Here is a 12,529-nt window from a genome sequence, read left to right as displayed (position 1 = left end):
GCCACGAGGGGTTGCCACGCGGGTCTCCCCATCGGCGGGGAAGGGCACCGAGGCGTACCGAGGGCCCGCGACGACCACGGTCGAGCAGGGGACTTCTACCGATGGCCGCGGCCTCAGCCACGGCGCGCGTGAAGCGTCGCGTCGGCGTCGCTCGGCGACGGATCTCCGCCTGGTGGTTGTACCAGCAAGAAGCCGCGCAGCTCTTTCACGAAGGGCGCACGCGAGCATGCCCCCCGCGCGGATCGAGAGCGCATGGCCCTCTCTCTCGTGCGACGCACTGCGCGGTCGAGCCGATTGCGCCCATATCGAGCGCGAGCATCCATAGCTCCTCGTGCTCGGTGGTGCGCGAGGCTCATCGCCCACGCGCAAACAATCACCACCGTGACGCGTCTTCGATCTGTGACCGGCGGGGGCGGGGAGAGCGCCCCCTCCGAGCACGAGCGCGTTCGACCCGGTGCGCGCCTCGGCCCCGAGGGCGCCGAGCTCGCCGGCCGAGCCTCGCCAACCGAGCACTCCCCGGCACGCTCGAGGGCCTTCGCCGCAGCCTCCATGGCCGCCCCCCTCGGAGGCCTTTTGCGCACGCTCGCCAGGACGTGCGTGTCGAGAGCACGTCGAGCGAGCCGGGGGTCGACTACCGTTTTGGGGATGGCCTCGTTCGAGATCGTTCGCATGCCCGCCAAGAGCAGGCCGCGTGCCTAAGCTTCGAACGCGAAACTCTTGGGTTTTCGACCAAGACGGGTGGCCCGGCCGATTTTCCTGGTGGCCCCCGGCCATCTCGATCGGAGAGCGTTCGCGGGCTCGGACGTCGATGCCGACTACGCGTCTGGGCTGACGTTCTGAGCGGCCGAGCCGTACCTCACGGCTGCGTTGCGGCTGCCGGTGGTTCTGAATCATTTCGTAGGTTGGCGCCAACGTCGGTGGGATCTCCGGACGGATCACGGACGGCGACAGGGCCGGCGCGCGGGCCGGATCACGTCTACGTCGCACGGCCGGCTCGCCCGTGCGCCCCGATCCGTCGCCGGCTCTCGTGCTCAGCGGCCCTGGCAGAGACCGATGGCCGTATCGCGGATGAGCGAGCTCGGCTTGCAGACGAAGTCGCCCAAGCGCGACGGCGCTTACGCGACACAACTGGAAACACTTCCTTGCGCCCGGCTTGCCCACGCACGTGAGCCCCGCCCCCCAGTGGGTATCGTCGCACGCTTCGCCGGCCTTGGCCTGCCCCCACGCGGACGCAGCTCGTGGTCCCGTCGTCGGCGGCGATGGCGCACGTCTCGCCCTGCTCGCACTGCCCGCTCGTGAGGAGCTTGCAGGGCCTTCACGGGCATGCACACCGGAACGATGACGCTCGCCTCTTCGTTCAGCTGCACCACGTCGCAGAAGGTCGCGCCTCCGCTCGGCGAGCCCACGTTGGAGCACGTCCCCCGCAGCAGTACTTCGGCACTGGCCCATGCCGTCGGCGCGCAAGATGCAGTCGGACCCCGCGGCGCAGTCGGACGAGCTCGAGCACATGTCGCCCGGGCGCCCCGCCTGAGGGGGTATTGACGGACCTCCAACGTGACGCGGCAGGAAGTCGACCTCGAGTTCCCCGTCGATGGCCCCGGCGTCGGCGGCAGGCGCTCCCGCAGGAGACGGCGCCCTCGTCGGGCCAGCAGGTGGTCTTGGTGGCTTGGCAGAGCGGGCTGCCGCGGGAGAGGCTCTTGGCGTCGACGTCTCCCGCGCCTCGTCGCTCGTGAGAGACGCGGAGCCCGTCGGGATAATCTCGGGGGGGCGCTCCCGTCGGCCGACAGCGCGTCGTTCGACGCCGAAATCGAGCAACCACCGACCGCCGACAGGGGCAGCCCGAGCATGGCGAGGACCGCGAGCGCTCCCCCGAGGGCCGGCGAGCGGGGCCTTCGAGGCAGGGAGCGTGGAGTGGCGGGAGTGTCGGCCATGGCTTCGGCGATTCTCTTATTCACGCCTCATGCCGCGCCTAAGGGCGCCTGGTCGGGCATTCAACTGCCCGAATTTATTAGCTATTGCGGGCGGTGCGGGCACGCCTCGGGCGTGGCCCATGACTTCAGAAAGTCGCGATACGACGGGCGAAGGCGCTACCCGAGCTGCCCGGGGCGCAAGAGGGCGCGCGAAGGCCCTCGAACCGGCCCGAGGAGCCCTTGCTCGCACCCTCTACTTGGCGTCGACCTCGCGGCTCGTGGCGTTTCCGGCGGCGTCGTAGACCCGCACCGTCACGACGTGGGCGCCGGGCGGCACGAGGGGAACCGATGTCCTCGTCGATGGCCTCGTCGGACGAGTCGAAGATGCCGTCTTGGGGGCTCACGGGGCGGAACTCGGTGCGCCCGTCGTACGCGACCTCGACCCGGACGACGTTCGACACCGTGTCGCGAGCGCGCAGGCGGAGCCGACGACCCGCGAGCTGGGAGATCGGCGATCTGCGGAGGGTGTTGTCGATGGTGAAGGCGTCGCTCTCTTTGGCGTGCTTCTGCGCGTCGCGAGGGCCCGTTCGGATCGTCGCTCGCCTCGACGCGCACCCGGTACTTGCCCTCGGGGATCGCCTGCGTGTCCCACTCGAGCTCGGTCTTGGTGAAGGTCTCGTCGGGCTTGGTCAGCGTCGTAGAGCGTGCTCGCGCCTTCCTCTGCGGAACGAGACGCGGTAGCGGAGCGCGTCGGAGTCGGGGTTGTCGACCTTCCACGAGATCTTCACGGTCGCGTCGCGCTTCGGGATCTCGCCGCCCGAGGCCACGATGCCGTCGCGAGGCTCTTTGGCGGGCGCGTTCTTGGGGCCCGCGCTCGTCGAGCACCACGGGGCGCACGTTCTCGGTCACGAAGGGCAGGGTGACGTCGGTGAGGGTGGCGCGTGGGTCGACGAAGCGCGCGCGCACTTGCACGTAGCGCCCCATCGGGCTCGAGACGCCGAAGGTCCGGGTCTGGCCTGCGCTCCACGCGCTCCACGTGCCATCCGGGGTCTGCGTGTTGCCCGTGCGCGTCGACACTCGAGGCGGCCCGTGCCGCGCCAAGGCTTCCCGAAGCGTGCCCGCAGGGTCGTGCCGAGGACCTTGCTCGTCCACCGCCTCGCCGCCGCCCTGGCCGAGCACGCGGTGGAGCACGGGCGGATCGCTCGTCGCCACGAAGCCCTTGCCGTTCGCGATCATGACCGCCCCCACCGAGCGCTCGTCGGTGTCGACCTCGAGCGTCACGGCGTGCGTGTCGTCGACCGTGTACACGCGCCCCTCGGCGCCCGTGCCCACGTGCGGGAGCCCTCGCTCGTCCACCCAGAGCGCCGTGTAGTGGTGCTCCTTGTGGTCCATGAGCTTCTCGGGGCGGCCCTGCGGATCGAACTTGTAGAGTACACCCGCGCCGGCCTTGGGCCTCGCGCTCGTCGTGGGCCCTTGCGGCGACCGGGACCGACGGCGACGGGCTCCGCTTGGGCGGCTCGGGTGGCTCGCCGTACTCGTTCGCGCAGGCGAAGACGGTCCCGTCCTTCGCCACGGCCACGGCCTTCACCTCTTCGCCGGGGAAGTCGTAGAGGACCTCGGCGCGCCCGGGCCCCCTTGATTTGTAGAGGATGCCCCGTTGCCGCTCGAGCCCGCGTACACGTCTCCGTTCGGGGCGAGCGCGACCGACACGAGGTGCGGCTCGTCGCTCTTGTAGACCACCTCGACGACCCGGCCCGCACGTGCAGCACCTTGCCCTCTTTGCCGCCCGTCGCCGCGTAGACGCCCGTGCCTTGCGCGTCCACCGCGAGGGACCACACGTAGGCGACGTCGTCCAAGGTGGCGAACGGCGTGACCTTGCCCTGCGTGACCTTGAAAGAGCTTGCCGTCGGGGATGGTGGCCGCGATCACCGTGCCGTCTTTGAGCTCGGCGAGGGCCGTCACCGCGAGGCCACCCGTGTCGGCGTAGGGCTGCGGCGTCCCCACGACGCGCATGATCTTGCCCTGGGGCTCGTGCCGACGAGCACGCTCCCGTCCTTCAGCGCGAGGGCCGCGAAGCTGGCCTACGTCGCTCCCGAGGGGCGCGTTGCCGAGCGTCAGCCCCGCGCGGACCACGCCGTCCGAGCCGACGGCGACACCCTTGAGATCCCCGCCCGAGAGGCGCTCGATCGAGTCGAGCACGAAGGTGCGGGTGCCGACGGCGTGCGCGGGGAGCGCGACGACCGGCGGTAGAGGCCGCGAGGGGAGGCGAGCACGGAACGAGCGAAAGCGAGGCATCATGGGGAGGGCACCAGGGGAGAGAGAAGAGGGGAGGGCGGCGCGCCCGGCGAAGCTCAACGGAGGACGGACCGCACACGCACACGCACACGCTCGCTGCCGTCGATGTACTTCTCGATGGGGACGATGGTGCGCGCGTAGGACGCGACGGCCTCGGGGCCGACGTCGCCGTCTGCGGGCGGAGGAGATCGAACGCGAACGACGGAAGCTCCGGGGCGACCTTGCCCGCGAACGCGACGCCGTTCTGGCGCACGCGGTACTGCACGACGAGCGCCTTGGGCGTCACGTACTGCTTCTGCGAATTCGCCAACAGATCCGGAGAGGTTCTGAGGTGCGGCCACCTCGGGGGAGACGGCGTACCCCGGCAGGATCTCGAGGTCTACCTCTTTGCCCTCGAGCCCCTCGCGCAGCGGCACCTCGACGACACGCGACACCTCGGCGCCGTACTGCGGCTGGAGCTTCAGGCGGATGCGCGCCTTGCCCCCCGCGTCGACCTGCGGGTCGAGCAGCTCGGCGCCCTTCAGGCGGTAGAGATCGCGCGAGTAGTCGAGGGTGAGCACGCTCGATTTTGTCGATGTGGGCGATCTCCCACGGGTTATTGAGCACGTCGCCGACGAAGCGAATCACGCGGGTAAAGTCGCCTCCTTCGGGCATGCCGCCGGTCGCGACGCCGAAGTCCTCGAGGTCGAAGGTGCCGCGCCGCGCACCGTCACCTGGACGTGAGCTTCCAGGTGACGTCACGACGCTCGTTCGCGGTGGCCTCGATGACCGCCCCGAACACGGCGGCCGTGAGCTGCGGGCTCATGAATTTGTCGGCAGAGACCTCGGTCTTCCAGGACGTCTTCGGCGCGCCCACCGCGCCCTTCACCTCGACCGAGAGCGGGAACACCGGGGCCACGATCTTCTCGTCGAGCACGACCGAGCTCATACGATCCTGCACGAGCGTGCCGAGCGGCTTCACGAGCTCGCCGATCTTGGACGAGTGCTGATCGCTCGCGAAGATCCAGAGCACCTTCGCCAGCGCCGTGGGCAGCGCACGTGCCGGCCTCCATCATCGGGTGCCCGAAGCCCGTGGCCTTCGAGCCCTCGACGTGCGTCACCGTGCCGAGCCCCATGAACGACACGTCGCCGCGCACGAGCGCCACGCCGAGCGAGCCTCCGTCGACGAAGTGCTCCCCTGCGTCGGCCGAGGGCTGCGCTTGCCCGCCGCCCGCCTGCATCGGCTCGAGCCCGAGCGGGGCGAACACCTTGCGGAGGTAGGCCGCCGTGCGATCGCCCACGCCGCCCATCATGAGGGGCGTGGCCGCGGGCACGAGGGGCCGCGCGGGATCGGGGGCGAAGCGCGCGTGCATCTGCTTCGTGTGCGCGGCGAGGTCGTACTCTCCGGGGGTGCCTCCCTTACGAGGTCTGTCTGTGCGCTCGGGCCGCGTGACCTCGGCGTGGGCCTCGCGCTTCTGGCCGAGCGCCAGAGGAGCGCGCCCGTCGAGCGGCGAGAACCCTGGCGGGATGGGCCTCCGGAGCTCGGCGAGCATGGGCGCGATCGGCGTGACCCCGGCGACCGGCTCGGTCTGGAACATCGCCCACGAGTACGCGTACGCGCCGGCGAGCCTGCCGTCGAAGTAGATCGGGCTCCCGCTCATGCCGCGCACGTTCTTGGTGACGTTGAGCCGCGGGTGCGGCGTCTTCACCAAGATGAGCTCCTGCGACGGGCGGAAGTTGTGGAGCACCCCCACGACCTCGACGTCGAACCGCTCGGGCGTCATGCCCTTGAACACGGTGAGCCCGTAGCCCTTCATGCCCTCTTTGATCTCGCTCGGGGCGATGGTGCGTGGGCGGTCGTCGCCGTTCGCGAGGGGCACCGTGAGGGCGAGCGACAGCGCGAGGCCGGCTCCGAGCGCGCAGGTGGGCGCATGAACGTGTCGCATCGCACGATGCTCTCAAGGCTTCCGGCTTTCGTCAAAGCCCCTCGCGCGTGGATGAGGCCTTTCTTCCGGCCAAAGTTTGGTAGGCTCCCGCCTCATGCCGAACGACCGTGAGCTCGACCACCTGCTCGCCTTGGGAGACCGAATCGTCGCCGACGCCAAGACGGGCGGGGGCCGACGTGGCCGAGTGCATCGTGCGCAGCGGGGCCGAGCTCTCGGTCCGTGTGCGCCTCGGCAAGCCCGAGCTCGTCGAAGAGGCCGGCACGAGCTCGGCCGGGCTCCGGGTCATCAAGGGCGGCCGCGTTGCCAGCACCTCCACGAGCGATCTCTCCGACGCGGGTCTCCGCCGCTTCGTGGCCGACGCGCTCGAGCTCGCCGACCTCTGCCAGCGCGACGAGTTCGCCGGCCCCGCCGATCCGAGCGAGCTCTGCGATCCCAAGGCCGCCCCCGACCTCGACCTCTACGATCCCGCGGGTGGCTCGATCGACGCGAAGACCGCCCTCGACTTCGCCACGCGCGGCGAGAAGGCCGCGCTCGAGGTCGACCCCCGCCTCACGAACAGCGAAGGTGGCAGCTTCAGCCGCGTCGCCGGCGGGTCCGCCATCGTGCTCTCGAGCGGGTTCCGTGCAGCCTACAAGGGCTCGTACCAGTCGCTCAGCGTCGTCCCGATCGCGGAAGACGAGGGCGGCAAGAAGCGCCGCGGCTACCACTGGACCGCGAAGCGCTTCCTCGACGAGCTCGACGATCCGAAGAAGGTCGGCGAAGAGGCTGCGCGCCGCACGCTGCGCAAGCTCGGCGCGAAGTCCGTCGCGACGTGCGAGGTCCCGGTCGTCTTCGATCCGGACGCCGCGCGCTCCATCCTCGGCCTCCTCGCGGGCTGCGTCATGGGCGGCTCCATCTGGCGCAAATCGAGCTACCTCGTCGGCCGCGAGGGCACCCGCGTCGCGAGCGATCTCGTCACGGTCGTCGACGATCCGCTCATCGTGCGCGGCCCCGGCTCCCGCCCGTTCGACGGCGAAGGCCTCGCGAGCCGCAAGAACCTCGTCGTCGAGGCCGGCATCCTCCGCACGTACCTGTGCGACAGCTACTCGGCGCGCAAGCTCGGTCGCAAGAGCACGGGCTCGGCGTCGCGCGGCGGCTCGGCGGGCGTCTCGGCGACCACCTCGAACTTCGTGCTCTCCCCCGGCAAAGACTCGGCCGAGTCCATCGTCAAGGGCACGAAGCGCGGCCTCGTGACCGACATGATGGGCTTCGGCTTCAACGCCGTCACGGGCGACTTCTCCTGCGGCGCCTCCGGCTTCTGGATCGAGGACGGCGAGATCACGTACCCGGTCTCCGAGGTCACCATCTCGCTCAACGTCGACGAGCTCTGGAAGACGATCGACGCCGTCGGCTCCGACCTCGACCTCCGCACGTCCACCGCGTCGCCCACGTTCCGCGTCGCCAAGATGACCGTCGCGGGCGGCGCCGAGGAAGAGTAAGCGCGCGAGCGCAGGAGAGAGAGCACGAGAGAGCGAGCCAGGGGTGCCCCCACCCGCGGGTGCTCGGCCTAACGGCCTGCGCGCCCGCGGCCTCCCCCAAAGGCCGTTCTCGGCTTCGCGCCCCCGCGACGCCCGAGTCACCCCCTCGCGCGAAGCCTCCGAGCGGCCAGGGGGAGGCCCCCCGTTGCCCCTAGCCTCAGTCCCGAGCCGCGTCGCGTGCGCCCAACGGCACCTCGGGGGTCGTCATGCGAACCCGCGCCCTGGAGCTGCAGGTCATCGTGTAAATCGCGTTCGGACGCCGTTCGCTGCGGAGGGCGAAGGTGCCGGCGTCGAGGTCGAGCGTGACACGCGTGTACGTGCTCATGTCGAAGTCGCCGCCTGGCACGTCGGCGGCCCGATAGACGCGGAAGAAGCGTTCGTACGCCGCGAGCGAAGCCCCGCCACGAGCGAGGACGGAGGCCGCGGCGTCGTACGTCTCTTCGGTGTTCGTGGGAGGAAAGACCTTGTACTCAGGACCGGGCATGGCCGCGAAGACCCGCCCGTTCCATACTAGCACCCCGCTGTCCACGTCGAACGTCACGGGCACCGGCACGTCCGCGACCGATGCGTCGGCGCCCGTGATGCAACAGTCGACGCCGTTCTCCTGAAAGGGGTCGTGCCAGGCGCGCACGCCCCACCTCCCTCGGCTCCGCGAGCGTGGTCGAGAAGCTCACGGAGGTGGGAACGCAGCCGAACACCACGCTGCCGTCTTGCATGAGCGGCCCGGGCGCGCACGCGAGGGAGACGTCGGGGGCGGCGTCGCGCGGCTCTCCGTCCGTGCCTCCATCGGCGGGGATGGGGCCGTCAGCGTCGGGAGGTGGCGAGACCACGTCCGGCCCGCTCGCGTCGCGGCTTCCAGCGTCGTTCTCGTCGAGCAGAGGGAGTGTCGCGGAGCACGCGACGAAGAGGATGGCCGGCGCCGCCCACGTGAGGCGAGTGAGGATGGGACGAGAGATCATGGTGCCTCAAATGTAGGTGAACGAAAAAGAGTTATCGTATCCTTGACCGCCCGGGCCAAAAACCATGAAGTAGACGACCGCACCAGGAAAGGTGGGCATCTCGACTTCCAGCGCGGTGTCACTCACCACGGCAAAGTTCGCGGCTTCCACTGGCCCACCACCGTTAAACACGTAGACCCCGAGGACTCCTTGAGCGAAGCCTGTCCCCGTGATCGTTGTGACCGTCGAGGTCGGCCCTGTCGACGGAGCGCACGATACGATAGTTGGACTTGGTGGAATTGCCTCTCGATTTATAGTAAGTGTGGCGCGATCGAATGCATTTCCACTCGCACGGACTATTCTGTTCTCGAACACCGCTAGTGCGTCGGCGTGGGTCCCTAGCCCCGCTCCCCATGCGATATCATTGAAATGGAACCATGTTTCGCAGTTGTCATCTGACGCCGCGATTCCCCAAACACTTCCGAGCCCGATGTTGTTCGCGGGGTCCAGTGCAGAGCCCCCTACAATCCAGACTCGTCCGTCGGGAGTCCGCAGTACAGAGTGGTAGTAGCGGCCTGCGGTTTGCCCCGCACCGCTTCCGAATGGAATCGGCGACGTGCCATCGGCATTTATCGTGTACCATGCCGCGCCGTCAAACGCGAAAACGCCGTCGAAGCATTCGTCCGCGTAGACTCCCCCAGACACCAAAAAGATTCGGTCTCCGATGAGCGGCATTCCGTACACCCCTGCCCTCGGAGACCACGGAACCGCGATGTTCATTTTTGTCCAGGTGGCACCGCCGTCTGTTGACTCGTAGACGTCGTTCTGGGCCGAAGACGGCGTCTCGACGTCGAGCATTCCGCCCATGGCGTACAGAACTCCGTCCAGCGATCCGGCTATGCCAAGTGCCCTGTCGTCCCAGTCAGCGTGGAGCGTCGCAGTGCGCCGCTCCCAAACCTCGCCCGTGCCCGCTAGGGACGTGCGCCATACCTCAGAATGAGGAGTTTGGGCATCGCTTCCAATTAGGTAGAAGTATCCGTCGCAGGCCACAGCCGCTGGAGTGTGAACTGGACGAAATCGAGCGCCCGCTCCGGACGTTGGCGGGGTTTGGTTGTGGCTTAGTAGTAGTTCCCATGTCTTCCCGCCGTTGTCGCTCTTCCATATCTCGTTGGTGCTTTCCGTGGCCCACTGGCCTGGATTCCAGCCCCCTATGAGAAGAATGCGCTTTGAGTCGAGCACGCACATGGTCGCGCCGTCGCGGTGCGACCAGTCGGCCTCCCCGTTGATTACGCGCTGTACCCATGGCCCCCCGCCGTTGCCAGCCTGAAGGAAGGGGAAACTCACGGTACACCAAAGTTGCTCTGCGCGTGTGCGTAGGTGCCGTCAAGGGTAGCGTCGCTGAGGGCGGTGTTTGTGCAGAAGATGCGCGCTACGCGCCCGTCAAAGAACTTGGTGGAGTCGTAGTTTACTCCGGTGCGCATCTGGCGATAGCCTAGGATGTCGCAGCTATCGGCCGTTGGGTTCTCTGCCCATGAGCCTCCGTTTACGCGAATGCCGATAGTGCCGCCGCCGAACCGTACCTGAATGCATAGTTTGGTTCCAAGGGCAGGTAGCGCCACTCTCGGAGTTTGCCAGGTCCCGCTCACAGAGTTGAAGTGCCCCGCTTGGACGCCGGATGTTGAGACGGATATGTATATTTGCGAGGTTCCGCCGAAGATTAGCGCCTCGTCGTAGATCGCGCCAGAGCCGAGCAGTCCCCCGATGTCGCACACGACCTCCATGGTGTAGGCCGTCGCCGAGAGAAAGTCGTCGGCGTCGAGGGCACTGTCTAGGTATTGGGTGGTCCCGTTGAAGGCCGCGGACGGATGAGTGCCGAAGTTTGGCCCGACAGAGGGAACCGTGCCAGCGACCAAGGTCCGCCCTCCGCTCGCGCCGGCGCTTGCAGTCCCCGTCCAGGTGCCTCCGGAGTAGTTGAGCCAGTAGCCCGTTAGGCTCAGCGTTGCCGGGTCGATTCCAATATTGGAATTGAGCGGAGTGTTTGACAAGATGTGCACGTTGACGCTTGCCGACCAGTCGACGTCAACGCCGTCTTCACCCGTGACCTTAAGGAGTACCGCGGACCCGACTCGGTCGAACCGCGCCGCAACGGTTTGCGGGAAGACGCTTCGAAACTCATTCCAGGCCCACGGTGCCTCTATTGTCGTCCAAGTGCCTGACACTTGATTGTATGTGGCCCGGAGATCTGCTGTGTACGTTCGCGTTCCGTAACGCCCGAGTACGGTAGCGCGAAACGAGTAAAGTGCGTTGTTTGGCGGCGTGACGCTCAGTAGCGTGGTTTCGGTGTCGTCCGCGGTCGCGACGTGCACCAGGCTTGATTCGGTCCGGGTCTTGGTTGCTCCTGCTGGGCTCCAAGACACAGAGTCATCGGTCACAGGGTTGATGAATGCCATGGTCGACGTGCCTTTCGAGTACGAGACGACTGTAGTTGCGACATGTCAGCGTAGGAGTGCCTAATGGCCTGGGACGGTTCGGTGCTGCCGACCCGCCAACACTCTGCGGTCGTTCGATCTGGATGCGCCCCTTCGACCGCCCCTAGCGACGTCGAACCCTCCCCTTATGCGAGACCTATCCATACCCTGCGTTGCCGTCGGGTCAAGGCATGCCGGGGCGATTTCTTCGAGGAGGCAGCATCATCAGCGTCGCGCTCAGAACTGGTGCTTGACGGTTCACGACGGTGCCCGGTACCATCCGGAAAGGTGGGAGGTTTAATGAGGGCGAGGACGAAGAAGAACACGGAGCGGGGTGGGGTCGAGGAAGCGGTTTCCGAGGCGCGTCGGGCGCTGGGGCTCGTGAAAAGCGCGCTCGCGGTGGTAGGCCTGGCCAGGTTGACGGCGGAGGAACGTCGGGTGTCGCCGGGCCGCCTTCGCGAGGACGAAACCAGTGCGCTTGCGACCATTCTGGACACGGTGGACGCACACCCGGAGCTGTTCGTCTCGCTCGCGGACCGCGACGGCGGCCAGGATCCGCACACGCTCGAGACCGCGCCTGCGAGGGCTGCGCTCGCGCGCCTCGCGTCATTCGAGCCGCTCGCCGCCGATCTTGAGGCGCTCCTCACCTCCGTGTCGGACGACCGCCTCGCGTCAGCGGCATTCGTGAAGAGCGTCACGGTGCCGGCCTATGGCATCGCCAAGGCGAACGCCCCCGTGAACCCGAAGCTCCGAAAGTCGATCGCGGGGGCTCTTGACTTCTATGGGAAGGGCGCGCGCACCCGCGCCGCGAAGAAGACGAAGTAACGGCGAAGGTATCTGGTCCGCTGAGCACCGGAAGCGGCGGGCGGGCCCGCTCGAAGGCTCGAACGACCCTTGTGGGAGCGCGCAGCGATGCGCGCGAAGGGTCGAACGACCCTTGGGGGTGCCCTCAGGGTCATCCCGAAGGGTCGAACGACCCTAGGGACTGCGGTTCGGGCGCTCCGGAAGCGTCGAACGACGCTTGGATCTTTTGCGACGGTGGTCTCGAAGGGTCGCGCGAGGCTTGGTGCTGCGGCGATGGTGGTCTCTAAGGGTCGAACGAGCCTTGAAGGTGACCCGGAGCCTGGCGCGCGCGGTTGAGTAAGGGATGCGCCTCTTGACCGCGACCCGGTCGGGTACGACGGGGTGCGCGATGGCCAACTACACGAGCTGCTGCACCTCAACCGGCGAGTTGGCCGGGAACGACTTCCAAGTCGCAACGTAGTGCAGGGGCGTGGGGTCGGGCACTAACTAGCCGGGTTTGGGGGGGCGGAATGTGGTAGGTCAAGAGGAGAAATGCATCAAATCGACCTCGTCCGGGACGTGAACGCCACATCGATGAAGGCTCTGGGGGACCGACCACGTATGCCGGTGCGTCGAAACGAGCTAAAGAGCGCTGGCGGGGCGCAAGTGCGGGACGAGCCCCAGGTCGGCGAA

At 67.9% G+C, this 12,529-nt stretch carries 10 protein-coding genes; 3 read left to right on the top strand and 7 right to left on the bottom strand.

The window, feature by feature from the left end; all coding sequences use genetic code 11:
- Positions 1-2,222: 2,222 nt before the first annotated feature.
- From IPK71_29520 to IPK71_29510, 3 genes are all read right to left on the bottom strand, one after another.
- Positions 2,223-3,302, bottom strand: a complete 1,080-nt coding sequence (locus IPK71_29520; GenBank protein MBK8217888.1) for a hypothetical protein — start codon at positions 3,300-3,302, stop codon at positions 2,223-2,225.
- Between the two features lie 192 nt (positions 3,303-3,494).
- On the bottom strand, positions 3,495-4,208 hold the full coding sequence (locus IPK71_29515; protein MBK8217887.1) for a hypothetical protein: 714 nt from the start codon (positions 4,206-4,208) through the stop codon (positions 3,495-3,497).
- 53 nt (positions 4,209-4,261) lie between these two features.
- Positions 4,262-4,765 carry a hypothetical protein gene (locus tag IPK71_29510; GenBank protein ID MBK8217886.1) on the bottom strand — a complete coding sequence of 168 codons (504 nt, stop codon included), beginning with the start codon at positions 4,763-4,765 and terminating at the stop codon, positions 4,262-4,264.
- On the opposite strand from IPK71_29510, the gene IPK71_29505 reads away from it, so the two are divergent.
- Complete coding sequence (locus IPK71_29505) at positions 4,758-4,928, top strand: hypothetical protein (protein MBK8217885.1); 171 nt, start codon at positions 4,758-4,760, stop codon at positions 4,926-4,928. The genes IPK71_29510 and IPK71_29505 overlap by 8 nt on opposite strands.
- Positions 4,929-4,942: 14 nt before the next feature.
- Here the strand turns inward: IPK71_29505 and IPK71_29500 are convergent, their stop codons facing one another.
- Positions 4,943-6,130 (bottom strand): hypothetical protein, encoded by a 1,188-nt coding sequence (locus IPK71_29500; GenBank protein MBK8217884.1) that lies wholly within the window; start codon positions 6,128-6,130, stop codon positions 4,943-4,945.
- 107 nt (positions 6,131-6,237) lie between these two features.
- Between IPK71_29500 and IPK71_29495 the strand changes: the two genes are divergently transcribed.
- Positions 6,238-7,608, top strand: coding sequence for a TldD/PmbA family protein (locus IPK71_29495; GenBank protein MBK8217883.1), 1,371 nt, complete (start codon positions 6,238-6,240; stop codon positions 7,606-7,608).
- Positions 7,609-7,804: 196 nt separating this feature from the next.
- Here IPK71_29495 and IPK71_29490 read toward each other — a convergent pair whose 3' ends face one another.
- The 3 genes from IPK71_29490 to IPK71_29480 form a co-directional block, all read right to left on the bottom strand.
- Positions 7,805-8,278 carry a hypothetical protein gene (locus tag IPK71_29490; GenBank protein ID MBK8217882.1) on the bottom strand — a complete coding sequence of 158 codons (474 nt, stop codon included), beginning with the start codon at positions 8,276-8,278 and terminating at the stop codon, positions 7,805-7,807.
- 334 nt (positions 8,279-8,612) lie between these two features.
- Positions 8,613-9,929 (bottom strand): IPT/TIG domain-containing protein, encoded by a 1,317-nt coding sequence (locus tag IPK71_29485; protein MBK8217881.1) that lies wholly within the window; start codon positions 9,927-9,929, stop codon positions 8,613-8,615.
- A complete protein-coding gene (locus IPK71_29480) occupies positions 9,926-11,035 on the bottom strand; it encodes a hypothetical protein (GenBank protein ID MBK8217880.1) in 1,110 nt (369 codons plus the stop codon). The genes IPK71_29485 and IPK71_29480 overlap by 4 nt, the downstream gene beginning before the upstream one ends.
- A 318-nt stretch (positions 11,036-11,353) precedes the next feature.
- Here IPK71_29480 and IPK71_29475 point away from each other — a divergent pair, with 318 nt between their 5' ends.
- Positions 11,354-11,878 carry a hypothetical protein gene (locus tag IPK71_29475; GenBank protein MBK8217879.1) on the top strand — a complete coding sequence of 175 codons (525 nt, stop codon included), beginning with the start codon at positions 11,354-11,356 and terminating at the stop codon, positions 11,876-11,878.
- Positions 11,879-12,529: the final 651 nt, after the last annotated feature.

The organism is Myxococcales bacterium (assembly GCA_016712525.1).
Classification (GTDB): domain Bacteria; phylum Myxococcota_A; class Polyangia; order Polyangiales; family Polyangiaceae; genus JAAFHV01.
This window is presented reverse-complemented; position numbering and strand designations above follow the sequence as displayed.